At 69.0% G+C, this 24411-nt stretch carries 28 protein-coding genes; 14 read left to right on the forward strand and 14 right to left on the reverse strand.

Annotated features, from left to right (window positions below):
• Position 1 precedes the first annotated feature (1 nt).
• Together lpdA and trpC are read left to right on the forward strand one after the other, a co-directional pair.
• Positions 2–1450 carry a dihydrolipoyl dehydrogenase gene (gene lpdA, locus KBZ19_RS03360; protein ID WP_255099752.1) on the forward strand — a complete coding sequence of 483 codons (1449 nt, stop codon included), beginning with the start codon at positions 2–4 and terminating at the stop codon, positions 1448–1450.
• A gap of 69 nt (positions 1451–1519) precedes the next feature.
• Positions 1520–2428 (forward strand): indole-3-glycerol phosphate synthase TrpC, encoded by a 909-nt coding sequence (trpC, locus tag KBZ19_RS03365; protein ID WP_255099753.1) that lies wholly within the window; start codon positions 1520–1522, stop codon positions 2426–2428.
• Positions 2429–2586: 158 nt separating this feature from the next.
• Here trpC and rpsD read toward each other — a convergent pair whose 3' ends face one another.
• Positions 2587–3195: a 30S ribosomal protein S4 gene (gene rpsD, locus KBZ19_RS03370; protein WP_094510334.1), complete on the reverse strand. Its 609-nt coding sequence runs from the start codon at positions 3193–3195 to the stop codon at positions 2587–2589.
• A gap of 98 nt (positions 3196–3293) precedes the next feature.
• Here rpsD and yidD point away from each other — a divergent pair, with 98 nt between their 5' ends.
• From yidD to aqpZ, 4 genes are all read left to right on the forward strand, one after another.
• Positions 3294–3545: a membrane protein insertion efficiency factor YidD gene (gene yidD, locus KBZ19_RS03375; protein ID WP_369802974.1), complete on the forward strand. Its 252-nt coding sequence runs from the start codon at positions 3294–3296 to the stop codon at positions 3543–3545.
• 28 nt (positions 3546–3573) lie between these two features.
• The gene (locus tag KBZ19_RS03380; RefSeq protein WP_094510459.1) at positions 3574–3876 is read left to right on the forward strand and encodes a glutaredoxin family protein; all 303 of its coding nucleotides are present in this window, start codon (positions 3574–3576) and stop codon (positions 3874–3876) included.
• Between the two features lie 45 nt (positions 3877–3921).
• Entirely contained in the window at positions 3922–5454 is a 1533-nt protein-coding gene (locus KBZ19_RS03385) for a UDP-N-acetylmuramoyl-L-alanyl-D-glutamate--2,6-diaminopimelate ligase (RefSeq protein WP_255099754.1), read from the forward strand.
• Between the two features lie 135 nt (positions 5455–5589).
• Positions 5590–6333 carry an aquaporin Z gene (gene aqpZ / locus KBZ19_RS03390; protein ID WP_255099755.1) on the forward strand — a complete coding sequence of 248 codons (744 nt, stop codon included), beginning with the start codon at positions 5590–5592 and terminating at the stop codon, positions 6331–6333.
• Between the two features lie 55 nt (positions 6334–6388).
• On the opposite strand, the gene KBZ19_RS03395 is transcribed toward aqpZ, so the two are convergent.
• From KBZ19_RS03395 to sppA, 12 genes are all read right to left on the reverse strand, one after another.
• Positions 6389–7570 (reverse strand): aminotransferase class V-fold PLP-dependent enzyme, encoded by a 1182-nt coding sequence (locus tag KBZ19_RS03395; RefSeq protein WP_255099756.1) that lies wholly within the window; start codon positions 7568–7570, stop codon positions 6389–6391.
• Between the two features lie 19 nt (positions 7571–7589).
• Entirely contained in the window at positions 7590–8585 is a 996-nt protein-coding gene (locus tag KBZ19_RS03400; protein ID WP_261346073.1) for a 2-hydroxyacid dehydrogenase, read from the reverse strand.
• Between the two features lie 212 nt (positions 8586–8797).
• Entirely contained in the window at positions 8798–8956 is a 159-nt protein-coding gene (locus tag KBZ19_RS03405) for a hypothetical protein (RefSeq protein ID WP_198948196.1), read from the reverse strand.
• A gap of 90 nt (positions 8957–9046) precedes the next feature.
• Positions 9047–10549, reverse strand: a complete 1503-nt coding sequence (locus tag KBZ19_RS03410; protein ID WP_255099758.1) for an AAA family ATPase — start codon at positions 10547–10549, stop codon at positions 9047–9049.
• A 59-nt stretch (positions 10550–10608) separates the two neighbouring features.
• A complete protein-coding gene (locus tag KBZ19_RS03415; RefSeq protein WP_255099760.1) occupies positions 10609–11154 on the reverse strand; it encodes a DUF177 domain-containing protein in 546 nt (181 codons plus the stop codon).
• Positions 11151–12290, reverse strand: coding sequence for a membrane protein insertase YidC (yidC, locus tag KBZ19_RS03420; RefSeq protein ID WP_255099761.1), 1140 nt, complete (start codon positions 12288–12290; stop codon positions 11151–11153). The genes KBZ19_RS03415 and yidC overlap by 4 nt, the downstream gene beginning before the upstream one ends.
• Positions 12291–12380: 90 nt before the next feature.
• The gene (locus KBZ19_RS03425) at positions 12381–12833 is read right to left on the reverse strand and encodes a PH domain-containing protein (RefSeq protein WP_094510327.1); all 453 of its coding nucleotides are present in this window, start codon (positions 12831–12833) and stop codon (positions 12381–12383) included.
• Positions 12830–13216, reverse strand: a complete 387-nt coding sequence (gene rnpA, locus KBZ19_RS03430) for a ribonuclease P protein component (protein WP_255099762.1) — start codon at positions 13214–13216, stop codon at positions 12830–12832. Before rnpA ends, KBZ19_RS03425 begins: the two co-directional genes overlap by 4 nt.
• A 37-nt stretch (positions 13217–13253) precedes the next feature.
• The gene (gene rpmH / locus KBZ19_RS03435; RefSeq protein WP_006170261.1) at positions 13254–13391 is read right to left on the reverse strand and encodes a 50S ribosomal protein L34; all 138 of its coding nucleotides are present in this window, start codon (positions 13389–13391) and stop codon (positions 13254–13256) included.
• Positions 13392–13459: 68 nt separating this feature from the next.
• Entirely contained in the window at positions 13460–14098 is a 639-nt protein-coding gene (locus KBZ19_RS03440; protein WP_315855840.1) for a DUF2808 domain-containing protein, read from the reverse strand.
• 90 nt (positions 14099–14188) lie between these two features.
• The gene (aroH, locus tag KBZ19_RS03445; protein WP_094510324.1) at positions 14189–14569 is read right to left on the reverse strand and encodes a chorismate mutase; all 381 of its coding nucleotides are present in this window, start codon (positions 14567–14569) and stop codon (positions 14189–14191) included.
• The gene (gene sppA / locus KBZ19_RS03450) at positions 14566–15378 is read right to left on the reverse strand and encodes a signal peptide peptidase SppA (protein WP_094510323.1); all 813 of its coding nucleotides are present in this window, start codon (positions 15376–15378) and stop codon (positions 14566–14568) included. The genes aroH and sppA overlap by 4 nt, the downstream gene beginning before the upstream one ends.
• Positions 15379–15431: 53 nt before the next feature.
• Between sppA and KBZ19_RS03455 the strand changes: the two genes are divergently transcribed.
• Genes KBZ19_RS03455 through KBZ19_RS03465 form a run of 3 tightly spaced genes read left to right on the forward strand, consistent with a single transcriptional unit; the run spans position 15432 to position 19436 of the window.
• The gene (locus KBZ19_RS03455) at positions 15432–16394 is read left to right on the forward strand and encodes a DMT family transporter (protein WP_094510322.1); all 963 of its coding nucleotides are present in this window, start codon (positions 15432–15434) and stop codon (positions 16392–16394) included.
• Positions 16391–17542, forward strand: a complete 1152-nt coding sequence (locus KBZ19_RS03460) for a glycosyltransferase (protein WP_255099764.1) — start codon at positions 16391–16393, stop codon at positions 17540–17542. The genes KBZ19_RS03455 and KBZ19_RS03460 overlap by 4 nt, the downstream gene beginning before the upstream one ends.
• A 25-nt stretch (positions 17543–17567) precedes the next feature.
• Complete coding sequence (locus KBZ19_RS03465; protein WP_399220082.1) at positions 17568–19436, forward strand: ArnT family glycosyltransferase; 1869 nt, start codon at positions 17568–17570, stop codon at positions 19434–19436.
• Here the strand turns inward: KBZ19_RS03465 and KBZ19_RS03470 are convergent.
• Positions 19430–19954: a DUF721 domain-containing protein gene (locus tag KBZ19_RS03470; RefSeq protein WP_094510321.1), complete on the reverse strand. Its 525-nt coding sequence runs from the start codon at positions 19952–19954 to the stop codon at positions 19430–19432. The genes KBZ19_RS03465 and KBZ19_RS03470 overlap by 7 nt on opposite strands.
• An 81-nt stretch (positions 19955–20035) precedes the next feature.
• Here KBZ19_RS03470 and KBZ19_RS03475 point away from each other — a divergent pair, with 81 nt between their 5' ends.
• From KBZ19_RS03475 to KBZ19_RS03495, 5 genes are all read left to right on the forward strand, one after another.
• On the forward strand, positions 20036–20809 hold the full coding sequence (locus KBZ19_RS03475; RefSeq protein WP_094510320.1) for a PspA/IM30 family protein: 774 nt from the start codon (positions 20036–20038) through the stop codon (positions 20807–20809).
• A 76-nt stretch (positions 20810–20885) separates the two neighbouring features.
• Positions 20886–21206, forward strand: coding sequence for a thioredoxin (gene trxA, locus KBZ19_RS03480; RefSeq protein WP_255099767.1), 321 nt, complete (start codon positions 20886–20888; stop codon positions 21204–21206).
• Complete coding sequence (locus tag KBZ19_RS03485) at positions 21193–22407, forward strand: aminotransferase class I/II-fold pyridoxal phosphate-dependent enzyme (protein WP_255099768.1); 1215 nt, start codon at positions 21193–21195, stop codon at positions 22405–22407. Before trxA ends, KBZ19_RS03485 begins: the two co-directional genes overlap by 14 nt.
• A 28-nt stretch (positions 22408–22435) precedes the next feature.
• Positions 22436–23215, forward strand: a complete 780-nt coding sequence (locus KBZ19_RS03490; protein WP_255099770.1) for a biotin--[acetyl-CoA-carboxylase] ligase — start codon at positions 22436–22438, stop codon at positions 23213–23215.
• A gap of 50 nt (positions 23216–23265) precedes the next feature.
• Positions 23266–24411, forward strand: a complete 1146-nt coding sequence (locus KBZ19_RS03495; protein WP_255099771.1) for a M23 family metallopeptidase — start codon at positions 23266–23268, stop codon at positions 24409–24411.

The following is a 24411-nucleotide window of genomic DNA, read 5'->3' on the forward strand; positions in this document are numbered from 1 at the left end:
GGTGAGCGACAGCAGCGCCTCTTCCTTCGACTACGACGTGATCGTGATCGGCGCCGGCTACGGCGGCTTCGATGCGGCCAAGCATGCGGCCGACCATGGCCTGCGCACGGCGATCATCGAATCGCGTGACATGGGCGGCACCTGCGTGAACCGCGGCTGCGTGCCCTCCAAGGCGCTGCTGGCCGCCAGTGGCCGGGTGCGGGAGCTGGCTGATGCCAAGCACCTGCAAGGTTTCGGCATCCACGCCGCGCCGGTGCGCTTCGAGCGGCAGAAGATCGCCGATCACGCCAATCAGCTGGTGGCCACGATCCGCACCAATCTCACCAAGACCCTGGAGCGGTCGGGGGCCGTGATCCTGCGGGGCAAGGGGCGCCTCGACGGGCATCAGCGGGTGGCGGTGCGCCAGAGCAACGGGGTGGAACAGGTGTTCACCGCCCGCGATGTGATCGTGGCTACCGGCTCGGATCCCTTCGTGCCGCCCGGAATCGAAACCGACGGACGCACGGTGTTCACCAGCGACGAAGCGATCAGCCTGGAGTGGCTGCCCCGCTGGATCGCCATCGTGGGCAGCGGCTACATCGGCCTGGAATTCGCCGATGTGTACACGGCACTGGGTTGCGAGGTCACGATGATCGAGGCGCTCGATCGGGTGATGCCCACCTTTGATCCCGACATCGCCAAGATCGCCGCTCGCCACCTGATCGACGGCCGGGACATCGACACCCGGGCCGGTCTGCTGGCCCGCAAGGTGACCCCGGGGGCGCCGGTACGGATCGAACTGGCCGCCATGGCCACCAAGGAGCTGGTGGAGGTGCTGGAAGTGGATGCGGTGCTGGTGGCCACCGGGCGGGTGCCGGTGAGCAAGGATCTACACCTGGCCAGCGTGGGCGTGGAAACCAACCGCGGCTTCATTCCCGTGAACGACCAGCTCCAGGTGCTGGCGGGCGAGACGCCCGTGCCCCATCTCTGGGCCGTGGGCGACGTGACCGGAAAGATGATGCTGGCCCACACCGCCGCCGCCCAGGGCACCGTGGCAGTGGACAACATCCTTGGCCATGCGCGTGCGATCGACTACCGCTCGATCCCGGCAGCCACCTTCACCCATCCCGAGATCAGCTCGGTGGGCCTGAGCGAAGCCGACGCCAAGGCGCTGGCGGCGGCCGAGGGGTTTGAGCTAGGCAGCGTGCGCAGTTACTTCAAGGCCAACTCCAAGGCGCTGGCGGAACTGGAAAGCGATGGGCTGATGAAGCTGCTGTTCCGCAAGGACACCGGCGAGGTGCTGGGCGCCCACATCTATGGATTGCACGCCGCCGACCTGATTCAGGAGGTCGCCAACGCCGTGGCCCGCCGCCAGCGGGTGGGGGACCTCGCCACGGAAGTGCACACCCACCCCACCCTCAGTGAAGTGGTGGAGGTGGCCTACAAGCAGGCGGCCATGGCCGTGGCCTGATGAGGCCTGGCCCACTCACGGGCCGTCTCGGTGCCCGCCCTTACGATCGGCTCATGTTGCCCTGAGGCTTTGGAGATTCGTCGCCGTCCACCCAATCCGCCGGTGAAGGTGGCCAATCTTCAGTTCGGCATTCCCCATCCCGAGCAGGAGCCCCAGCACATCCTCGAGCGGATCGTCTGGGAGAAAGATCGCGAGGTGGCCGCCGCCAGGGAGCGGGTGCCGCTGGAAACGCTGCAGCGCCAACTGCGCGACCTGCCCCCCACCCGTGATTTCGTCGCCGCGCTGCGGGCGAGCTGCCGCAAGCCCGCGGTGATCGCCGAGATCAAGAAAGCCAGCCCCAGCAAAGGCGTGATCCGCGCCGATTTCGATCCGGTGGCCATTGCCAGGGGCTATGCGGCCGGTGGCGCCAGCTGCCTGTCGGTGCTCACCGACAAGAGGTTTTTCCAGGGCGGCTTCGAGGTGCTGGTTGAGGTGCGCCAGGTGGTGGATCTGCCCCTGCTCTGCAAGGACTTCATCCTTTCCCCCTACCAGCTGCACCAGGCACGCGCCGCCGGCGCCGATGCGGCCCTGCTGATCGCGGCGATTCTCACCGACCAGGACGTGGTTTACCTGATGAAGGTGGCCCGTGCCCTGGGGCTGGCCGTGCTGGTGGAGGTGCATGACGCCGACGAGCTGGAGCGGATGCTGCGCCTGCCCATCTGGTCGGAGCCAATCACGGCGGCTCACACCCTGATCGGCATCAACAACCGCGACCTCACCAGCTTCCACACCGATCTCGCCACCACCGAGCAACTGATGGTCCGTTTCGGCGATCAGGTGCGGCAGCGGGGAGCACTGCTGGTGAGCGAATCGGGGCTGTTCAGCCGCGACGACCTCGACCGGGTGCAGAGCGCCGGCGCCGATGCGGTGCTGGTGGGGGAAGCGCTGATGCGCCAGCCGGATGTGACCGCCGCCTTGGAGCAGCTGATCAGCGGCTGAGGGCGGCTGGCCGCGCCGGCTGAGGCTTGGCCGTCGTCTGCGACGGCTCAGTCAGCCCTGGCGGAACTGTGAGAGTGCAAGCCAGAGCTCGACCATGAAAAAACCCCGCCGAGGGCGGGGTGTGGTGAACCAAAGCTGGATGGGGAGGATCCCGAGGGTCACACCTTGCGGGAGTAGTACTCCACCACCAGCAGTTCGTTGATCTCCAGCGCCACCCATTCACGCTCAATGCGGCCGTTGACCTTGGCCGAGAGCTTGGCTTTGTCGAGCTCGAGGTTGGGGGGGATGTTGGAGAGGCCTGGGAACTCCAGGTTGCCTTCAGCCAGCTGCTTGCTGGCCTTGCGCTGACGCACGATGATCACATCACCGGCACGGCACTGATAGCTGGGGATGTCAACGACACGGCCATTCACGGTGATGTGGCCGTGGTTCACCAGCTGGCGGGCGCCGGGCACGGTGGGGCCGAAGCCGAGACGGAAGCAGACGTTGTCGAGACGGTTCTCGAGCAGTTTGAGCAGGTTGGTTCCGGTGGAACCTTCCTGGGCGCGCGCTTTCTTCACGTAGCGCACGAGCTGGCGCTCGGAGATGCCGTAGTTGAAGCGAAGCTTCTGCTTCTCTTCCAGGCGGATGGCGTATTCGGAGCGCTTGCGACGGGCTTGGCCGTGCTGACCGGGGGGATAAGCCCGCTTGGCGGACTTACGGGTGAGACCGGGGAGGTCTCCCAAGCGCCGCGTGATCCTCAGGCGAGGGCCGCGGTATCGGGACATCGGGGAAAGCTGTTCAAAGGGATGGACCGGCGCCGCCGTTGACCTGGGAGCATGCTGGAGGTTTCCCTCGGCAGCTCCCGGCAGTGGAACGCCAGCCCATCACTCTATCTTTCCGGGCCAACGCCCTCTCCGCCCTGGTCGCGAGGGTGCTTATGGGCCTGATCCAGGCCTACCGGCAGTGGCTGTCTCCCCTGCTGGGGCCCCGCTGCCGCTTCATCCCCAGCTGCAGCGCCTATGGCCTGGAGGCCATTCAACGCCATGGCCCCTGGCGGGGTGGTTGGCTCACGGCCCGCCGCCTGCTGCGCTGTCACCCCTTCACCCCGTGCGGCTGCGATCCGGTTCCCGATTGAAGCTCTCCCCCCACACCCTCCCTTGCTGATGACCGCCACGGCCGGCCTGCCCCCTCTGACGCTCTACCGGCGCGACGGCTGTTGCCTCTGCGACGGGCTGGAGCAACGGCTGCGGGCGCTTGAACCCCGTCCCGACCTGGTGCTGGTGGATGTGGCGAGCGACCCCGCGCTCGAGGCCCGTTACGGGCTGGAGATTCCGGTGCTGGCTGTACGGCGCGCCGATCAGCTGCAGGAATTGCCGCGGGCATCGCCGCGGCTCAGCGGGGCCGCCCTCGACCGCTGGCTGAGGAAGTGTCTGGCAGCGCTATCGGATGCCCCCGAATCCGCCTAAAACCCTGCGAACCCCGATCCCACGGCGGCGGCTGCCCCCACCCCCATGACCCAGCCTCTCCATTCCCTCCTGCACCAGAGCGGTCTGGAGGTGCCCCGCACCCTGGGGGATGAGACCGTCACCGGCGTGAGCTGCGATTCCCGCCAAGTGGGCGCCGGCACCCTGTTCGTGGGGGTGCCCGGTGGTCAGGTGGACGGCGGCGTGTTCTGGCCCAAGGCGCTGAGCAATGGCGCGGTGGCTGCGGTGATCGGCGCGGCGGCCGCCGCCCAGTGCCCGCCCTCCGCCACCGACCCAGTGCTGGTGGTGCAGGGACCGCTGGCGGAAATTGCCGGACGGCTGGCCGCGGCCTTCTGGGGGGAGCCCAGCCAGCAGCTGGCCCTGATTGGCGTCACCGGCACCAACGGCAAAACCACCACCACCCATCTGATCGAACATCTGGCAGCCGCCTGCGGCCAGCCGGTCGCCCTGTTCGGCACGCTCAGCAACCGCTGGCCCGGACACAGCGCCACCGCCTCGCACACCACCGCCTTCGCCGACGAGCTGCAGCGGCAACTGGCCGAGGCGGTGGCCGCAGGCGCCCGGGTCGGGGCGATGGAGGTGAGCTCCCATGCCCTTGATCAAGCGCGGGTGGCGGGCTGCCGCTTCGCCGGTGCCGTGTTCACCAACCTCACCCAGGACCACCTCGACTACCACCCGTCGATGCAGGCCTACTTCGAGGCCAAGGCGCTGCTGTTCGCCTCCGAGCGGCTGGCAGGGGGCGCCGTGGTGAACATCGACGACCCGTGGGGCGCGCAGCTGGCGGAGCGCCTGACGGACACCCTCGGCGCGCGACTCTGGCGCTGCTCCCTGGCGACACCGGCCGAAGCGCCGGCGGGGGCGGGCGTGGCGGAGCTGGGTGTGCGTGATCTGGTGGTCGGGGCCGATGGCGTCAGCGGCACCCTGGTGAGCCCGCTGGGCTCAGGGCCGTTCTGCTCGCCGCTGGTGGGGCGCTTCAACCTGATGAACCTGCTGGAGGCGGTGGGCGCCCTGCTGCAGCAGGGGCTGGAGCTGGCCCCGCTGCTGGCGGCGATCGACAGCTTCCGCGGGGTGCCCGGCCGCATGGAGCGGGTGGTGCTGGCTGGTGGTGCCGGCACTGACCTGCCGGCGGTGCTGGTGGACTACGCCCACACCCCCGATGGGCTGGAGAACGCCCTGGCCGCCTGCCGGCCCTTCTGCTCCGGCCGGCTGATCTGCGTGTTCGGCTGCGGCGGTGACCGTGACCGCGGCAAGCGGCCCCAGATGGCGGCGATCGCCGCACGGCTGGCGGATCGGGTGGTGGTCACCTCCGACAATCCGCGCACGGAAGACCCCCAGCGCATCCTCGACGACGTGGTGGCCGGCATTCCCGCCGGCACCGACCTGGTGGTGGAGGGAGACCGGGCCACCGCCATCGCCCTCGGCATCGCCAGCGCCGCGCCCGGCGATCTGGTGCTGATCGCCGGCAAGGGCCATGAGGACTATCAGATTCTTGGCACCACCAAGATCCACTTCGACGACCGGGAAGAAGCGCAGAAGGCGCTGCAGCTCAGAACCGTCTGAGGAGGAAACGACCCTTGCAGGGGCCGGCAGGCACACTGACCGCCCCCCTGAAAACTGTGCGTCTGAACACACAAACGGCCGAAAACCAGCACCAGGCGGTGAGAAGATCAATCGCGATACCGCCGCTTAACCCGCATGGCCTCCAGTGTTCCACTGGCGAAGAAGTTCTTCGCTGAACTGATCGGCACCTTCTGGCTGGTGCTCGGAGGCTGCGGCAGCGCCGTGCTGGCAGCGGTGTTCCCCTACGACAACCCCGCCGCCAACCCTCTGGGCCTGGGCTTCCTCGGCGTCTCGCTCGCCTTCGGTCTGACCCTGCTGACCATGGTCTACACCTTCGGGCACATCTCCGGCTGTCACATCAACCCGGCCGTCAGCTTCGGGCTGTGGGCCAGCGGCAAGTTTCCCGGCTCCCAGCTGCTGCCCTACGTGATCGCCCAGGTGCTCGGCGGCGTGATCGCCGGCGGTGTGATCCTGCTCGTGGCCAGCGGCAGGGAGGGCTTCGCCCTCACTGGTGGCAATCCGCTGGCCACCAACGGCTGGGGAGCCCACTCCCCCGGCGGCTACGGCTTCCTGGCCGCGCTGGTGATCGAGGTGATCCTCACGTTCGTGTTCCTGCTGGTGATCATGGGCGCCACCGATCGCCTGGCTCCCGGCGGCTTTGCCGGGGTGCCGATCGGTCTCAGCCTCACCCTCATTCACCTGATCAGCATCCCCGTCACCAACACCTCCGTGAACCCCGCCCGCAGCACCGCCGTGGCGGTGTGGGTCGGCGGCGATGCCATGGCTCAGCTGTGGCTGTTCTGGGTGGCACCGATTGCCGGCGCCCTGCTGGCGGGCTGGGTTCACCGCACCCTGATGGCCTCCGACACGGTCGGCTGAACGCTCCTGGCTCACGTCACCGTCGGCGGAGCCCTCCTGGGTCACCGCCGGCGCCTCACACCAGCTGACACAGGGCATCGAGCAGCCGTTCCACTTCGGCTGCGCTGGTGGTCACATGGGTGCAGGCACGCAGACAGCACGGGTCGTCGAGGCTGCGCAGCCAGAGTCCCTGCTTCCCCAGCGCCTCCACCACCGCCTGGGGGGTCTGACCGGCCACGGTGAAACTCACCAGGCCAGCGGGTGGCGCTGCACTCAGCAGCGGCGTGATCCCATCAATCGCCTGCAGCCCCTGCCACAGCTGGCCGCTGCGCTCCTGGATCAGCGAAAGCCGCTGCTCGCACGAGCCCAGCGACTCCAGCAACGCCAGCGAGGTGTGCAACCCTGCCAGCAGCGGCGTGCAGGAGGTGGCCACCTCGAAGCGGCGGCTGTCGGTGTGCCAGGCACTGCCCCCCTGGGATTCGTTCGCCAGGCTGCGCCAGCCTCCCAGCGTGGGCTGCGACTCCACCAGCAGCCGCGCCGACAGCGCCACCCCACCCAGCCCTTCAGGGCCGCAGCACCACTTGTGGCCGGTGAAGGCGTAGATGTCGGCCTGGCTGGCGGCTTCAGCCACGGGCAGGCTTCCCACCGACTGGGCCGCATCCACCAGCAACCATGGCTGGCGCCCATGCTCCCGCAGCCGCGCGGCCACGGCCGCGATCGGCATCACCAGGCCGGTGTTCCAGAGCAAGTGGGAGAGCACCACCAGGCGCGTGCGCGGCGTCAGTGCGGCTTCGAGCGCCGCCAGCACAGCGTCATCCACAGCAGCGGGGGAATCGCCGCGGGTCTCCTTCACCGCCAGGGTGTCGAGGCTGAGGCCTTCGCGGCGCGCCAGCTCGCGGCAGGCCGCCACGATGCCGGGGTGCTCGCAATCACTGATCAGCAAGGTGTCGCCGGGCTGCCAGGGGAGCCCCCAGAGCGGCAGCACGCAGCCGCTCGACACGTTCTCGGTGAGCGCCAACCGATCGGGAGGAACGCCGCAACCGGCCGCCAGCACCCCGCGCAGGCTGCTCAGTTGGGCTGACAGCCAGGGCCAGACGTCTGTCGTGAACGGGCCCAGCTCCTGCAGCCGCTGCCAGCTGGCGGTGATCGCCGCGAGCGAGGGCGTCGGCAGCGGGCCCTGCCCGCCGTAGTTGAAGTAGCTCTTGTTCGCCAGCGCTGGCATGAGCTGCCGCAGCTGGGCAGGGGTGTGTGGATCCATGGGGGAAACGATGCCGTCGTCAGGTGAGCACGGAGCCCTTCAGGAAGGGGTGCGCCGCCGCCAGTGCCCGCAGGTTGACACCGGTCACGTGGGCGATATCACCGAGCGCCTCGTGGGTGAGGAAGGCCTGGTGGGCGGTGATCAGCACATTGGGGAAGGTGAGCAGCCTGGCGAGCAGATCGTCTTGAAGCACATGGCTGGAGAGATCCTCGAAGAACACCCCCTCCTCTTCTTCATAGACATCGAGTGCCACTCCGCCGAGCCGGCCCGACTTGAGCGCCTCGATCAGCGCGGAGGTGTCAATCAGGCCGCCACGGCTCACATTGACGAGAATCACGCCCGGCTTCATGCGCTCAATGGTTTCGCGCCGAATGATGTGATGGGTTTCCGGCGTGAGCGGAACGTGCAGGGAGATCACATCACTCATCGAGGCCAATGTGATCGGATCGAGATAGGTGATGCCCTCCCGCGCCGCCCAGGCGGGGTCGGGATAGGGGTCGTAGGCCACCACCACCATGCCGAAGCCGTGAAGAATGCGCGCCACGATCTTGCCGATCTTGCCCGTACCCACGATTCCCACCGTCTTGCGATGCAGATCGCTCCCCACGAGGCCCTGCAGCGAGAAATTCATCTCCCGCACCCGGTTATAAGCCCGGTGCACCTTGCGGTTCAGGCTCAGCAGCAACGCCACCGCATGTTCAGCCACCGCATAGGGGGAATAGGCCGGAACATGGGTCACCGTGAGCCCCAGTTCCCTGGCTGAATCCAGATCGATATTGTTGAAGCCGGTGCAACGCAGGGCCACCAGTGTGATGCCCCTCGCCACCAGCTGCTGGATACAGGCCCGGTCGACCACATCGTTGACGAAGACACAGACAGCCTTGGCCCCTTCAGCAGCGGCGGCAGTATCCGCAGTGAGGCGAAAGGCAAGAAAGCGAAGCTGCACATCTGCGCCTGTGGCCGCTGGGAGATGGAGCCGGTCGTAGGGCTTCGCATCAAACACCGCCACGGTCAACGTCGTGGCGGCAGGGTCCGGAGGGGTGACAGATGGCAGAACCTGTGTGGGCGAAGGCTCTGGGTGTGTGAGCGAAGGCTGAACGTGAGTCGCCGTGGCCTCAACGTTCAGCGAAGGCTTCGAAGCATCCATGACCAAACGAACCGCACTGGATGGATCATCCAGGCGACCCTAACCAGCCACAGCGACCGTCAACCCTGGCCTGTGTGGGTTCAGAGAACCTGGCCCACCATCACAGCGGCGAGAGCGGAAAACAGGGTGATGCCGAGGGCGGTGAGGGGGTTCTGACCCTGGGCCACGGCGAAGGTGGTCACCACACCGGCACCAAGACAAGCCACGGCGATCTGGGTGGCGACGGCGGGACGATCCACGGTGTTCTGTACAACTGCACGGAACCGTAGGGATGGATATTGCGGAGACTTCGCCATTCCCCGGGTTTCGTTACCCGGCGTCGGGGTTCGTTACTCGGCGTCTGTTTTCGTTACGCCGCGCAATCTGGAGGCCGGGCGGGCCCGGCCACTCTCGGCCCAGTGTTTGAGCGCCTCCAACTGTTCCCGCGCCGTGCGCGACAGGGGCACCAGATCACTGGCGGCGGCAATCAGATCAGGCTCACCGAACTCCCTGTGGTCGCCGAAGGCGAGGTGCATGGCCTCCACCACCACCTGCTCCAGTTCTGCGCCGGAGAAGCCAGCGGTGCGGTCCACGAGCACATCCAGGGGGATGCGGTGGTCGGGGCGCCGCCGGCGCAGCTGCAGATCGAGAATCGCCAGCCGCTCAGCCACATCAGGCAGATCGAGCAGGAAGATCTCGTCGAAGCGTCCTTTGCGCATCAGCTCGGGGGGCAGGCTGTCCACCCCGTTGGCGGTGGCCACCACGAACACGGCGGAGGTTTTCTCCGCCATCCAGGTGAGCAGGCTGGCCAGCACCCTCTGACTGGTGCCGCCGTCGCTGCGGCTGTCGCCACCGAAGCCCTTGTCGATCTCGTCGATCCAGAGCACGCAGGGGGCCATGGCCTCGGCGCGGCGGATCATGTCCCGGGTGCGGGCCTCGCTGGCTCCTACCAGGCCGGCGAACAGGCGTCCCACATCGAGGCGCAGCAGCGGCATCGCCCAGCTGTGGGCGATCGCCTTGGCCGTGAGCGATTTTCCCGTGCCCTGTGGACCGACCAGCAGCACGCCGCGGGGTAGCGGCAGGCCATAGCGCTCGGCCTCGTCGCTGAAGGCCAGCTTGCGCTGCTTCAACCAGTGCTTGAGGGCGTCGAGGCCGCCGATGTCGGAGGGGGTCGCTTCGGTTGGGCAATACTCCAGCAGCTCGCTGCGGGCGATCGCCTGCCGCTTCTCCTCCAGCACTTCGGTGAGATCGGCTTCGCCGAGCTGCCCCCGGCGGGCCAGGGCCCGGGCGGCCACCTGACGGATGCGTTGCTCGGTGAGGCCGCTGCAGCAGTGGGCCAGTTGCTCCAGCAGGGCAGGCTCCGGCGGCCGGCCGCTGGCCTGACCGATGTTGGTGAGCAGCTGGCTGATCTCGCTGGGACTGGGAAGGGGCAGCTCGAGCACGGTGATGCACTCCTCCAGTTCGCGCGGCACCTGCCAGTCGGGGGCCGTGATCACCAGGGTGCGGGGCTGGCGGCGCAGGCTGGTAGCCAGATTGCGCAGGCGGCGCGAGATGCCCGGGTCCTCGCAGTAGCGGTTGAAATCCAGCAGCAGCAGGATCGCTGGTTGATCCGGAGGCAGGGATTCGATGCTGTCGAGCGCCGCCATCGGGTTGCGGGCTGCCTCCCCCCGCCGGTTGGGCAGGCCCTCCAGCCCCTGCACGAAATCCCAGCGCAGCAGCAGCCGCTGGCCCAGCCGCTCGGCCGCGGTGGTGAGCAGCGCCTGGATGCGCTCCTCTTCAGGGCTGCGGATCCAGAGGATCGGCGTGCGCGAACGGATCAGCAGATCCAGCTGGTCGATCCAGGGCGCCGTCATCGGCCGGCTTCAGGGGCGCTGAACGGGAAGGGAGCGGCGACGTGGGGCATGGGAGCGGATCAGCGGAGCTCACGCAACCGCGCCCAGCGCGGGTCGATCGCAGCACCATCCTGGGAAGCGGGATCGGGGATCGGGGCCGCGTCGTGGGTGCCCCAGCTGGCAGGCCCGGGGCAGTCGGGGCCGCAATGGTTGCGCAGGGGCCATTGCAGGCTGAGCTGCTCGAACAGCCAATGGGCGGGATCGAAACTGCCCTGGGGATCGAGGCGCTCGCAGGGGCCATCGAGCGGGTCGTCATCTGGCTCGCTCGGTTCAGCCTCGCCGATCCAGAGCGGTTCACGCTCCTTGAAGGCGATCGGCTGGTTGTAGTGGCGCAGGCAGCGGTCGCAGCAGAGGGTGATGATCGTGTGGGCCTCACCGCTCACCTCCAGCACGCTGCCGCCATGCAGGGCAGTGATCGTGCCCCGCACCGGCGTGAGGGTGGTGAGGGCCGGCAGATGCTGGTCGACCTCCCAGTGACACCCCTGGGGCATCAGCCGCAGCTGCTGCAGGGGGATCGGCTGCAGCGGCACCGCCTGCGGAGGGTGGGAGGGGCCGCGCTGCGTCACTTCTTGCTCTTGGGCTCAAACGGCAGCCGGTCGAGGGAGGCTGCGCCGCTGGAGGCCACCGACACGGTCTGCTGAGCAAGCTGCTGGTCAAGAATCTCCTGGAGGTTGTCCGGAAGGGCTTCGCGGGTGAGCAGGAAGGTCTGCAGGCCCTGGAAGATGTTCGCCACCACCATGTAAAGCAGGACGCCGGCGGGCAACGGGAAGAACAGGAACATGCCGGTGATCATCACGGGCGTGATCTTGTTGGCGGTGGACTGCTGCGGGTTCGGCGGCATGCCCATGCCCGAAAGGATCTGGGAGACGAACAGGCTGGCGCCGAACGCTCCCACCAGGATGGCGATGTCCCAGTTGATCGCCCCATCGGTGTAGAAGCCCACCTGACCGAGCGCCTTGATGAACAGGAAGCCGCTGCGGGCTGCCAGGCCGGGCACCTTGGCCTCCACCGTGGCGTCACCGGTGCCGATGGCCGTGATCCTGCCGTCGTCGCTGACCGCCACCACGCCATCGCCTTTGGTGACCGACCAGGTGGGCAGGAAGGCCGAACCGTTTTCCACATCGGCGAGGACGGAGGTGAACGGCTTGCCGTCACGGGTGTGCAGCTCGATCTGGGCCGTGTCGCCGACGCCGAGCTTGGTGCCTTGCTCAAGGCTGGCGACCACCGGCACGTGGCTGGTTTCGGTGATGAAGATCGAATGGCTGGCGCTGTTGAACGGCTTCGCTTCCACCGCAGCGATCTGGTCGGCGGGGAGCACCTTGAGGTTCAGGGTGTAGGGCACATCGGCGAAGGGGGACCCCCGCAGGGTGGCGAACAGGGCGAACAGGATCGGCATCTGAACCACCAGCGGCAGGCAGCCGGCCAGCGGGCTGCCGAACTCCTTCATCAACTTGCCCAGCTCTTCCTGCTGCTTCTGGGGGTTGCTGGCGTAGCGCGATTTGATCTCCGCCTGACGCTTCTGCATCACCGGCTGGGCGATGCGCATGCGGCGGGCACTGCGGATGGAGCCGGCGCTCAGCGGGAAGAGCGCCAGCCGGATCACCACGGTGAGCGCGATGATGGCCAGCCCGTAGCTCGGCACCAATCCGTAGAAGAAATCGAGGATGGGGAGCAGCAGGTTGTCGGAGATGTAGCCGATCACAGCGGGGTGGGGACGGGGGGAAGGATCTGATCGGCCCAGTGTGCCCGACCAATGGGGCGGTGCGAGCGCACCGGGAGGGAGTTGGGGGCGTCAGGCCGTGGCCAGCTGGGCATCGCCGAATCCCTTCGTTCCTGCTGCGGCGCTGGTCTTGGCTGCCATGCGCTCGAGGATGTAGGCCTCTGTTTCGCGGAAGCGGGGCACGGAGCGCATTTCAAGCTTGGCGCCATCGTTGAGCACCAGCACCATGTCGCCCCAGGCGCCGAAGCCACGGGGCACCGAGCGCAGCTCGCGGATCTGGCTGTACACCACCTGGCTGCGGTCGCGGCCCAGCCAGCCACCGCTCACGGAGATGCGCCGGCTGGTGATGCGGAAGCGCAGCCAGAGCGCACGCACGATGGCCCCCACGGCGAAGGGGATGCCGATCAAGGTGAGACCGAGCAGGAGGTTGAAGATCAGATCGCCCTTGGCCGGACCACCCTCATAAAAGACGGGTTCGGGAATGGTGGGGATCACGGGGAGACCATCGGCCGGGGTACCGCTCATGGGCTCAGACCTGCCTTGCGAAACAGCTCCGCACATTCTCCCAGCAAGGCCTCGGTGTCCGCGTCCGCACTGCCCGGCTTGAGGCTGAGCAGCAGCCAGAGGGCACGGCCGGAGGGCTGGGGGCCGGCACAGCGCTGGTGGAGCCAGGTGTGCAGCTGGCGCCGCAGCTGATTGCGCCGCACCGCCAGCTTGCTGACCTTGCTGCTCACCACCACGGCACAACGCCAGCGGCTGGGCGAGTGTGGGCCACCGGTGCGCAGCAGGGCGGGGTCCGCCTCAGTGACGCGCAACACCAGGAGCGATCCATGCACCCTGCGGCCGTTGCGGTAGAGGCGGTCGAAGGCCCGGCGGCTCCGCAGCCTCAGCGCGGCGGGCAAGGCCATGGAGAAGGGCCTGAACGGCCTGGCGAAGGGAATCGGATCAGACGGCCAGGCGGGCGCGGCCGCGGCGGCGGCGGGTGCGGATCACGCGGCGGCCGGTGTGGGAGCGCATGCGCACCCGGAATCCGGAGACGCGCTTGCGTTTGCGGCTGGTTCCTTCGAGGGTGCGCTTCGTCATGGTGCCGCTCTGGGTCTTGCTTGTGGTCGATTGGCCAACTTATCAGGCAGGTGCCCGTGGGCCCGGGCTCAGTTGTTGGTGGGGTCGATCTGGATCAGCCAGCTGCCCAGGTAGCCGGCAAATGGCACATCCCCTGGCGCCTGTGCCAGGGCATTGAACTGATACATGCCCGTGTTGAAGGGATTGAACAGGTTCATGTACACCCCGATGGTGATGTCGTCGGGGATGGGGCGGTCAGGGAAGATCTCGATCGCCTTGCCATTGGCGTTCACCTCGATGGTGGCGGGGATCTGCTCCTTGCAGCGGGTGCGCGACATCACACCGCCTTCCTGCATCACGCAGAGCTTGAGGTCCTTGGGATTGATCTTGGTGTCGAAGGTGGCAGGCACGGCCACGGTGAGCTTGAGAATGGCCGTGTTGCGGTCTTTGGGCCTCAGGATCAGGTAATACTCCGAGCGCTTCAGCCGTGCCGTCTCGGTCATGAAGAAGTAGAGCTTGCGGTAATCCCGGTTGTTGTCCCAGCGGAATTCCAGCAGGCCCGGCGTGCCCTGGGAGCGGGCTGCGGGCACATCGCCGATGGTGGCCGCCAGGGCCGTGCCGGCCAGGGCTAGAGCCAGCGCAGCGCCGGCCCGGGAGAATCGCCGCCGCAACGGGCTCACCGGACGCGCCGGACGGGAGCGGAGCGGGCCGAGCAACGGAAGGGTCATTGGGACGGGGGTGGGGGCCGAAAGGCTGTGAGTGCATTCTCCCTCCCCTGTTCCGGCGGTTCAGCCCAGGCGGGTGCAGCGGCCGAGCTGTCAGTTATGACCGGATCTGTCCGGACGCAACCGGGCTGCCTCGCGCAGGTACGGATGGGCCGGAGGGCGGGAGGCCTCCATCCAGGCGTGGGCCAGCAGCCGGATGCAGCGAGGAAGGTCGCCGGTCACCGCCATCTGCTGGCAGTCCAGCAAAGCCACCGCGTCCCAGCCGGGGTAGCGGCGGGCGATCGCCGCAGGGAAGCAGGCGTTCAGGTCGGGGGTGACCGAGAAGGTGACCGAGAGCACCTGCGGGCCCTCCAGGCCATTGCGGGCAATCAGGGCGTCGAGCAGCTCGGCCACTGCCTCGGCGATGGCCGCGCTGGTGTTGGCCTCGACGGTGATTGCGGCCCGCAGCGCCCGCAGCGCAAGTGGCTGGTTCATGGCCGCCAGAGCCAGAGCGGCTGGCCGCTCCAGGCCAGTTCCAGGCTGAGCGCCTGGTGGAGGCCGGCGAAGAGGTTGCGGCCTGGCAGGAACGACAGCACCCGCTTGGCGGGCTTGCCGAAGGTAGTGGGACGCACCTCCTGTTCATCGAGGCCTGCCAACCGGGCCGCCAGCCGGCGGGCGGTGTCCTCGTCGCCCAGTTCATCCACCAGGCCCAGCTCAAGCGCCTGAGCGCCCGTGAACACCCGCCCATCGGCGAAGCCACGCACCACTTCCTCACTGAGGCACCGACCGGTGGCGACCGCCGCCACGAACTGGTCGTAGCTGGAATCAATCAAGCCCTGCAGCAGGCTGCGCTCCTCGGTGGTGAGGGCGCGGTCGGGGGAAAGGATGTCCTTGTAGGGGCCGCTCTTGACCGTCTCGAAGCTGATGCCCACCCGCTCAAGCAGGCGGGAAAGGTTGTTGCCCCGCAGGATCACGCCGATCGAGCCAGTGATCGTGCCCGGATTGGACACAATGCGCTCCGCCGCCACCCCCACATACACCCCGCCGGAAGCGGAGATATTGCCGAAGCTGGCCACCACTCGGCAACCCTTGTCCCGCAGGCGGAGCAGGGCGGCGTGGATCTCCTGGCTGTCGCCGACGGTGCCACCAGGGGTGTCGATGCGCAGCAGCAGGGCCGGGCATTCCCGTTCCTCCACCTGGCGCAACGCCTTGAGCACCCGCTCGCGCGTGCCCCCGGCGATCGGTCCCTCGATCACGACGCGGGCCAGGGTTTTGCGGGACTTTCGGCGCCAGGGCCAGGGCATGCGCTGCGGCACGTAGTGGCTGGATCTTAAAAAGGTTGTTGGCGGCCGCTCCGATGACTCCCGTTTTCCGTTGGCTGCCGATGCTGCTTCCCTTCGCGCTGTGGGGAACGGCGATGGCGGCGATGAAGCCGCTGCTCGCCCACAGCGGGCCGCTCACGCTGGCCTGGATGCGTCTGCTGCCCGCTGGCGTGGCCGTGCTGCTGGCCGCCGTAGCGCTGCGGCGCCCGCTCGGGGTGGATCCCGCCGACCGGCTCTGGCTGCTGGCCTTCGCGCTTGTGGACGGCACGCTGTTTCAGGGACTGCTGGCGCGCGGGCTGGAGGGAACCGGCGCCGGGCTGGGCTCGGTGCTGATCGATTCGCAGCCGCTGCTGGTGGCGCTGCTGGCCCGTGCCCTGTTCGGCGAAGCGATCAACCCGGTGGGCTGGCTCGGCCTGTTGCTGGGGCTGGCCGGCATCCTCTGCCTGGGCTTGCCGGCGCCGCTGCTCCAGCACTGGTGGCTGGAGGGTCCCATCAGCTTCGGGGTGCGGGCCTGGAGCCACGGCGAGCTCTGGATGCTGGGCGCCGCCGTGGCGATGGCGGTGGGCACGGTGCTCTGCCGCTTTGCGATGCGGCGCAGCGATCCGGTGGCCATCACCGGCTGGCACATGGTGATCGGCGGGGTGCCGCTGCTGATCGGTGCTGCACTGGGGCCCGCCCTTGATCCGGCGCTGCCGCCCTTCTGGCCGACCTGGACCCTGCAGGAATGGGGCTGGATGGCCTACGCCAGCCTCCTGGGCAGCGCCCTGGCCTACGGCCTGTTTTTCTGGTTCGCCAGCAGCGGCGATCTCACCGGCTTTTCTGCCCTCACCTTCCTCACCCCGGTGTTCGCCCTGCTCTGCGGTCTGCTGCTGCTGGATGAGCACCTGCGCCCGCTGCAGTGGCTGGGGGCCGCCCTGGCAATGGTGTCGGTGCTGCTGATCAACCGGCGCCGCCAACTGTGGGTGCCCGCCAGCGCCACACCGGAGCCGGCCCCATGAGCACGGGTTTGCGGCTGTTGCTGGTGAGCACGCCGGTGGGCACGCTCGGCAGTGGCCGGGGTGGGGGCGTGGAGCTCACCCTGGCGGCGCTGGTGGCAGGACTGGGCGGGCGCGGCCACCGGCTCACGGTGCTAGCCGGTGAAGGTTCCCGGCTGCCCCCCGGCAGCGGGGTGGTGCAGCTCTGGACCTGCCCCGGCCACGACCAGCCCAGCTGGCAGCACCAGAGCCACGACAGTGCCGTGCAGATCCCTGCCGACGGCCTGCTGCCGGCCCTGTGGGACCGGGTGCTGCAGGAGCAGGGCAGCTTCGATGCGGTGCTCAACCTGGCCTACGACTGGCTGCCTCTCTGGCTCACGCCCCACTGCGCCACGCCGCTGTTCCATCTGGTGAGCATGGGCTCGGTGGCGCGGGTGATGGATGCGGTGATCGCCGATGTGGCGCGTCGCTGCCCGGGGCGGCTGGCCTTCCACACGCGCTCCCAGGCGGCGGATTTCGACCTGCCCGGCCCGCCGCTGGTGCTGGGCAACGGTTTCGATCTGACGGCTTATCGCTTCCGCGCCGAGCCCGACCCGGAAGCCCCCCTGGGCTGGGCCGGTCGCATCGCTCCGGAGAAGGGGTTGATCGACGCGGCGCGGGTGGCCGCCGGGCTGGGCCGGCGCTTGCTGGTGTGGGGGGTGGTGGAAGACGCCGCCTACCGGGAAGCGGTGGAGGCGGCGGTGCCGGCCGGCACCGTGCACTGGCGCGGCTTTCTGCCCACCGGGGAGCTGCAGGCGGAGCTCGGCGGCTGCCGCGTGTTCCTGAACACGCCGAAATGGAACGAAGCCTTCGGCAACGTGGTGGTGGAGGCGATGGCCTGCGGTGTGCCTGTGGTGGCCTACCGCCGTGGCGGCCCCGGCGAGCTGGTGGAGCCCGGCATCAACGGCCTGCTCGTTCCTCCCGACGACCTGGAGGCGATGCAGGCGGCCGTGCTTGCCGCCGAAGGCCTCGACCGGCTGGCCTGCAGGCACTGGGTGGAGCGCCATGCCTCGCGGGAGGCATTCGCAGGGCGCGTGGAGGCCTGGCTGCTGGCCGGTCTGGAGCCAGGCTCCCCCGCCGGTCATTCACTACAAGGTCAAACGGCAGGCCGGACGCCGGACGCCGGGACGTAGGTTTCCCACGATCGTTCCGCTGCTCGTGCCCCCTGCCAACCCGCCGGCCGCGGTTCGTCGAGGCAAGGGCTGGCGGCTTGCGCTCCTTGTCACGGCAGTGCTCGGGCTGGGGATCTTCGTTCTGCAACTCGGCGAGGCTGGGCTGGTGGACGAAACGCCACCGCTGTTCGCTGGCGCCGCCCGGGCGATGGCCGAGACCGGCGACTGGCTGACCCCGCGGGTGAACGGACTGCCCCGCTACGACAAGCCGCCGTTGATCTATTGGCTGATGGGGCTGGTGTACGCCCTGCCGGATCACGCCCGCTTCGACCCGCTCGGCAGCTGGGCCGCCGGCCTGCCGTCAGCCCTCTCCAGCATCGGCGTGATGCTGGCCCTCTGCGCCACCCTGCTGCGCTGGCCCCAGCCCAGCCTGGGCCCGGGGGGAGAACGGCTGCCCCGGCGGCCTGCCCGCAGCGCCGTGGTGGCGGCCCTGGCCTTTGCGCTTTCTCCGTTGGTGCTGCTGTGGGGGCGCATCGGCGTCAGCGATGCCCTGCTCAGCGGCTGTCTGGCCGTCAGCCTGCTGCTGCTGTGGCAGGCCTGGGCCGACCCCGGCCGCCCCTGGTGGCCAGGCTGGCTGGTGCTGGGCCTGGCGGTGCTGGCCAAGGGGCCGGTGGCTGTGGTGCTCGCCGGCCTCACCCTCGTCGGCTTCGGGTGGCATCAGGGCAGTCTGCCGGCCCTCTGGGCACGGCTGAAGGCCGGGCGCGGCCTGGTGATCACAGCGCTGGTGGCCGTGCCCTGGTATGCCGCGATGCTGGTGGTGGAGGGGCAGCCCTTCTGGGACAGCTTCTTCGGCTACCACAACCTGCAGCGCTTCAGTTCGGTGGTGAACGACCACCTCCAGCCCTGGTGGTTTTTCCTGCCGGTGCTGGTGATCGCCAGCCTGCCCTTCACACCGCTGCTGCTGCTCGGCCTGAAGCGTGGCCTGGCCAGAACCCCGAGGGCGCCCCAGCACTCCTTGCGCAGCTTTGCCGCCTGGTGGTTGCTGGCTGTGCTGGTGTTCTTCACCATGGCAGCCACAAAACTGCCGAGCTACTGGCTGCCTGCCACCCCGGCGGCGGGCCTGCTGATCTCCCTGGCGGCCCAGGACGGCGAAAGCGGCAGGCGGGACGGCGAAGGGCGTGGCGCTGGGGCCGGCCGCTGGTTCCTGCTCGCCCAGGCCGCCACCGTGCTGCTCACCACCACGGTGGCGGTGGCGCTTTGGGTGTCCAACACCTGGATACCCCTGATCAAGGATCCAGAGATGCCCACCCTGACGGCGGAGCTCACCGCCAGCGGGTTCGTCGAGAGGGCAGCCCTGTTCTGGACCCTGGCGGCCCTGGTAGGCCTGCTCTCCCTGTGGCGGGTGGTGCCCGGCTGGCTGCTGGGGCTGCAGCTTCCCTTGGTGGCATTCCATCTCTTCGCCCTGCTGCCGCTATGGCAACTCGGTGATGGCGTGCGGCAGCGACCGGTGCGAGAAATGGCCGCCAGCGTGCAGCGGGAGATCCGCCCCAGCGAGGCCCTGGCGATGGTGGGGGTACTCAAGCCTTCGCTGCACTACTACACCGGTCGAGTGGTGATCTACGAGGGGATTTCCGTCGATGGCATGGTGAACCTCAGCGATCGCCTGCGCCACGAGCAGCGCGAGGGGCAGCAGCCCAGTACCCGCGCGGAGGCCCCCACCGTGCTCGTGGTGATCGATCACAACACGAGCCAGCTGCCCTACTGGCGCGCCGTTCAGGGGGAAGAGCTCGATCGCGCCGGCATCTACCGCCTCTGGCGCGTGGACCGCGCGCGGTTGGAGAGCGCCGCCGCGGCGCTGGTGAACAGGGGGGCAGGCCGTCCTAGCTGGCGGGATCCAAGGCCGGAGCGCTATTGAGCGCCGTCCTGGCGCACGCAGAAGCTGCAATGCCCCCAGCGCTTCAGTTCACCAGCTGGAGCGGGTGCGCCGCAGCGGGGGCAATCGGTGAGGCCTTGGACATCGATGCGGCTGGGGTGGGCAGCCCAGACCTCTGCCTCACTCTCGCTGCCAGCGCTGGCGGCGGCGGCTGGGTGGTGGTGCTGAAAGCGCAGATCACGGATCTGGAAGCCCGCGCCCCGCAGCGCTCCCAGCAGCTGATGGCGGTTGAAGCGGAGCGCCTGCAGCCACTGCGGGTGGTTCGCCCCCACCCACAGCACCCCGGCCTGCAGCGACAGGGGGCGGCAATGGGGCGCCAGCTGAGCACCCGCCACCTTCGGCCAGGCCTGCCACAGCGCCGCCAGGCTGCCGTTGCGGCGCCACTGGGCAGAGAGGGCGGTGAGACAGGTGCCCACCGCGGTGGCAGGCCGCCGCTGCGGCGCCACCAGCACCTGCAGGGAGCCGAAGCGACGGGTCTGGTCGCGGGGGGCGATCGCCATGGGGCCAGGTTAGGTGCGGGCAACCGGCGGAGCCAGGGCCGCCCGCCACCGCTACCCTCGGACGTGCCCCCTCCATGATCCATGGGCTTCTTCGATCGGCTCAGCCGCCTGCTGCGGGCCAACCTCAACGATCTGGTCAGCAAGGCGGAGGATCCGGGCAAGATCCTGGATCAGTCGGTCGCGGACATGCAGTCCGACCTGGTGAAGCTGCGCACGGCCGTGGCCACCGCGATCGCCAGTCAGAAGCGCATCCAGAATCAGGCGCAGCAGGCGGAAGCCCAGAGCAAAACCTGGTACGAGCGGGCCGAGCTGGCGCTCAAGAAAGGCGAGGAGGATCTGGCGCGCGAAGCGCTCAGCCGCCGCAAGACCTATCAGGACACCGCCACCGCGCTCAACAACCAGCTCTCCAGCCAGGCAGGCCAGGTCGACGCGCTGAAGAAGAGTCTGCTGGCACTGGAAGGCAAGATCGCCGAGGCCAAGACCAAGAAGGACATGCTCAAGGCCCGCTCCCAGGCGGCGCAGGCCCAGGAGCAGTTGCAGAGCGCCGTCAGCGGCTTGGGCACCAACTCCGCCATGGCCGCCTTCGAGCAGATGGAGGAGAAGGTGCTGCAGCAGGAGGCCCGCAGCCAGGCCGCGGCCGAGCTGGCCGGCGCCGACCTGGAAAGCCAGTTCGCCTCCCTGGAGGGCAGCGAGGTGGACGACGAGCTGGCCGCTCTCAAGAACCGGCTGGAAGGCGGCCCTGCCGCCACCCCCCTGCTGGCCGCCGACAGTCCCACCCCCCTGCTGGAACCCGTGAAGGCCGCGGAAGTGGATGCCGAGCTCGAAGAGCTCAAGCGCTCAATCGACAAGCTCTGAGCTCCGGCGGTGCGGCAGGATCCACGCCAGGGGATTCCTAGACTTGGACTCTCCCGATCCCTGCTCGTTCCCTCCCGTGGCCGTTGCCCAGTTCACCGACGCGAACTTCGCCTCCGACGTGCTTGAGCGGCCCGGCGCGGTACTGGTCGACGTCTGGGCCAGTTGGTGTGGCCCCTGCCGCCTGATGGCGCCGCTGATGGAGGCGGCCGCCAGCGATTACGCCGGGCGCCTGGAGGTGGGCAAGCTGGAGGCCGATGGCAACCCCAGCGTGCGCGATGCCCTGAAGATCCAGGGGCTACCCACCCTGATCCTGTTCAAGGGCGGCGAAGAAGTGGCCCGCCATGAAGGGGCGATGGCCCGTCCACAGCTCAACGCCTTCCTTGATGCCCATCTCTGAGCGGGTCGCCCGCCTGGGCAGCGGAGTCTTCGCCCGCAACGATCAACGCAAATCCGACTACCGCCAATACTGCAGCGCCCTGAGCGCTGCCGATCCCAGCAGCAGCCCCGCGCCGCTGCTGGATCTCTCGCTCGGCTCCACCGATCTGCCGCCGCCGCCGCAGGCGCTGGCGGCCATGGCGGCGGCACTCACCGAGCCGGGCAGCTCCTCTTACTGCCTGCACGCTTCAACGCGTCCGTTCCGGGAGGCGGCCGCCGCCTGGGCCCGGCGCCGCTTCGATGTGGCCGTCGATCCTGACAGCGAAGTGCTGCTGCTGGTGGGCTCGCAGGAAGGCACCGCCCACCTGCCCCTGGCCGTGCTTGACCCGGGCGACCGTGCCCTGCTGCTGGATCCCTTCTACCCCTCCCACCGCGGCGGCCTCGAGCTGGCAGGTGCGCGCTCCCTGCTGCTGCCCCTGCAGGCCGAGCAGGGCTGGCGGCCGCCGTTCGAGCAGGTGCCCTCCAGCCAGTGGGAGCAGCTCAAGCTGATGGTGCTTGGCTATCCGCACAACCCCACCGCCACCACGGGCGAACAGGCCTGGCTGGAGGAAGCGGCCGCACGAGCCGTGCAGCACGGCTTCGTGTTCGCCCACGACAACCCCTACGTGGACCTGGCCTTAGAGGGCGAAGCGCCCGCCTTGCTGCGCAGTCCGCACTGGCGCCAGTGCGGGATCGAATTCTTCTCGCTCTCCAAGAGCTGGTGCCTGGGCGGCTTCCGGCTCGCCTTCGCGATCGGTGCCGCCCCGTTGATCACCGCCCTGCGCCAGGTGAAAGGAGTGGTCGACTTCAACCAGTCGCTGGCGTTGCAGGCCGGGGCGATCGCCGCCCTGGAGCAGGCGCCGCAGTGGCCGCAGCAACTGCGTGCCACCTACCGGGAGCGCCGCGACCGCATGATGGGGGCGCTCGAGGCCCAGGGCTGGCCGGTGCAGCGGCCCTCCATGGCCCTCTACCTCTGGCTGGAGCTGCCGCCCGTGGCCCGCGCCATGGGCTCGGAAGCCTTCTGCGCGGCCCTGCTGAAGGGCAGCGGTGTGGCGCTCACCCCGGGCAACGGCTTCGGCGACGGCGGCGAGGGGTGGGTGCGGCTGGCGCTGGTGCATCCGGCGGCGGAGCTGGAGGCCGGCGCGGGGCGAATCGGGAACTGGCTGCGTTCCTTCTCCGGGTGAGGTGGTCGCTGGCTGGCCGCACCGGCCCATGATCGGCCGCATCGCCGCTGCCCGACGCGAGCTGCAGCTGCAGGAGGGGTACCTCGCGCCATCTCTGCCCTGGAGGCTGGCGATGGTGCCGGTATGCGGGAGCACGGAACGGCTGCTCGATCAACGAAAGGCAGGGTGGGGCTCCGGGCCACTGGCACTGCTGGCGCAGCGGCAGCGCTTCGGCCATGGCCAGCAGGGTCGCCCGTGGGTCTCGCCCCACGGTGGGGTCTGGTTGAGTGCGGCGCTGCCGTGGCCGCCTCAGGGAGCTTCCCTCGCCATGGCGGCGGCCGTGGGTCTGGCGCTGCAGCTGGAGGCGCTAGGGCTGGCGCCCACGCTGAAATGGCCGAACGATCTGCTGCTGCACAACTGCAAGGTGGCGGGACTGCTGCCCCGGCTGCGCCTGCGCGGCGGCCGCATCCAGGCGGCCCGGGTGGGCATCGGCCTCAACGGGGAGAACCCTGTACCGGCTGGGGCGATCAACGTGCGCCAGGCGCTGGCGCTCAGCGGCCAGGCTCGACGGCAGGGAGCCGATGCCATCCGCCTGGCAGCCCGGGTGCTGCTGGCGCTTGACTGGGCTGTGGCGGCGGCCGTTGAACCGGAGCGGGTGTGGCAAGAAGCCGACAGGCGACTGCATGGCCGCGGTCAACCCTTGCTGTGGCAGGGAGAGACCTGGATGGTGGCCGGGCTGGCCCGCGACGGCGGCCTGGAACTGCGACGTGGCGCGGAGTGCACCATCGTGCGCCGCCGCTTCGCAGAACTGTCGCCCCAGGTTGCCTAAGCTGAAGTCGCATTTTGCCACCTGGTGTGAACCGCCTTCGTCATCTGCCCGTGCTCGCGATCGGACTGGCCTCTGTGATCGGAGCGCCGCTCGCCCTCGCCGAGCTGCGCGATGCCGCGGCCGGTGCCCCAGCCGCCATCGCACCAGCTCCCACAGCTCCTGCTGCGCCCCTTCCCGCACCCCCCCCGCCGGCGGTGCCCCAGGCGCTCACCCCGCCAGCCCCACCCCTGGTACCCCAGGCAGGCTCCAGCGACACCTCCCCCCAGCCGCTACGACCCAGCCTGCAGCGTTCCCAGACCCCAGCCCTCTCCTTTGACCAGGTGCTGGATCGCTTCGAGCGTGAGGGAGTGGTGACACCGGCCGAACGGCGGCGGGCACGCCTCGGCGCCGTGGTGCGACCTGAAAACATGCCGGCCCATCGCCAGGCTTGCAGCGAGGGCGCCCTCTCCCCCTCCGAATGCCGCGGCGTGGTGGTGAGCTGGCCTGGAAGTGATTCTGTCACCGGCTCCGGCGGCCTGCTCCCCGATGGCACCTATGCCAGCGGCGGGCCCGGATCCATGCCGCTGCCTCCGATCACCGTGCCCGTGTCGGCACTGCTGGCCGGCCAGGGGGGCAACTTCAGCCTTGCCAGCGTGTTCCGCATCACCCCCAGGCCTGCGCCGCTCCTGGGCAACGGCAACCGCAGCCTGCTGTTTCCGCTGATCGGCTCGGCTGTCACCACTAGCGAATTCGGCTGGCGGATGCACCCGGTGATCGGTAGCTGGCTGATGCATGCGGGCCGGGATCTGGCGGCGCCGGAGGGCACCCCAGTGGTGGCGGCCCTGGCCGGGCGAGTGGTGAGCAGTGGCCTGGCAGGCGGCTACGGCCTGGCGGTGGAGGTGGAGCATGAGCGTCCCCTGCGCCGCACCCTCTACGGCCACCTCTCCGAGCTGTTCGTCAAAGAAGGGGAGTGGGTGGCCCAGGGCGAAGTGATCGGCCGGGTCGGCAGCACCGGGCTGAGCACCGGCCCTCATCTTCACTTCGAGTTGCGCCAGCCGGCCAATGGCGGCTGGGTGGCGGTGGAGCCGGGAGAATTCGACCCGGGCCGTCAGCTGCTGGGCGGCAGCGATGCGATTGCCCTGCTGATGGGCCAGTTGCTGGAAACGCTCGAACGTCCCAGTGCACCAGCCGCTTCCAGCGCCGCAGGGCCGGGCTGA

Origin of the sequence: Synechococcus sp. L2F, assembly GCF_024345695.1 — a bacterium.
Classification (GTDB): domain Bacteria; phylum Cyanobacteriota; class Cyanobacteriia; order PCC-6307; family Cyanobiaceae; genus MW101C3.

Bases quoted from the DNA above. Each gene is read 5' to 3' on its own strand.
- rpsD (WP_094510334.1), bottom strand. From the start codon at position 3,195: ATGTCCCGATACCGCGGCCCTCGCCTGAGGATCACGCGGCGCTTGGGA.
- KBZ19_RS03380 (WP_094510459.1), top strand. From the start codon at position 3,574: ATGACCGCCACGGCCGGCCTGCCCCCTCTGACGCTCTACCGGCGCGAC.
- KBZ19_RS03385 (WP_255099754.1), top strand. From the start codon at position 3,922: ATGACCCAGCCTCTCCATTCCCTCCTGCACCAGAGCGGTCTGGAGGTG.
- aqpZ (WP_255099755.1), top strand. From the start codon at position 5,590: ATGGCCTCCAGTGTTCCACTGGCGAAGAAGTTCTTCGCTGAACTGATC.
- KBZ19_RS03395 (WP_255099756.1), bottom strand. From the start codon at position 7,570: ATGGATCCACACACCCCTGCCCAGCTGCGGCAGCTCATGCCAGCGCTG.
- KBZ19_RS03410 (WP_255099758.1), bottom strand. From the start codon at position 10,549: ATGACGGCGCCCTGGATCGACCAGCTGGATCTGCTGATCCGTTCGCGC.
- KBZ19_RS03425 (WP_094510327.1), bottom strand. From the start codon at position 12,833: ATGAGCGGTACCCCGGCCGATGGTCTCCCCGTGATCCCCACCATTCCC.
- rnpA (WP_255099762.1), bottom strand. From the start codon at position 13,216: ATGGCCTTGCCCGCCGCGCTGAGGCTGCGGAGCCGCCGGGCCTTCGAC.
- rpmH (WP_006170261.1), bottom strand. From the start codon at position 13,391: ATGACGAAGCGCACCCTCGAAGGAACCAGCCGCAAACGCAAGCGCGTC.
- KBZ19_RS03440 (WP_315855840.1), bottom strand. From the start codon at position 14,098: ATGACCCTTCCGTTGCTCGGCCCGCTCCGCTCCCGTCCGGCGCGTCCG.
- aroH (WP_094510324.1), bottom strand. From the start codon at position 14,569: ATGAACCAGCCACTTGCGCTGCGGGCGCTGCGGGCCGCAATCACCGTC.
- sppA (WP_094510323.1), bottom strand. From the start codon at position 15,378: ATGCCCTGGCCCTGGCGCCGAAAGTCCCGCAAAACCCTGGCCCGCGTC.
- KBZ19_RS03455 (WP_094510322.1), top strand. From the start codon at position 15,432: ATGACTCCCGTTTTCCGTTGGCTGCCGATGCTGCTTCCCTTCGCGCTG.
- KBZ19_RS03460 (WP_255099764.1), top strand. From the start codon at position 16,391: ATGAGCACGGGTTTGCGGCTGTTGCTGGTGAGCACGCCGGTGGGCACG.
- KBZ19_RS03470 (WP_094510321.1), bottom strand. From the start codon at position 19,954: ATGGCGATCGCCCCCCGCGACCAGACCCGTCGCTTCGGCTCCCTGCAG.
- KBZ19_RS03475 (WP_094510320.1), top strand. From the start codon at position 20,036: ATGGGCTTCTTCGATCGGCTCAGCCGCCTGCTGCGGGCCAACCTCAAC.
- KBZ19_RS03485 (WP_255099768.1), top strand. From the start codon at position 21,193: ATGCCCATCTCTGAGCGGGTCGCCCGCCTGGGCAGCGGAGTCTTCGCC.
- KBZ19_RS03490 (WP_255099770.1), top strand. From the start codon at position 22,436: ATGATCGGCCGCATCGCCGCTGCCCGACGCGAGCTGCAGCTGCAGGAG.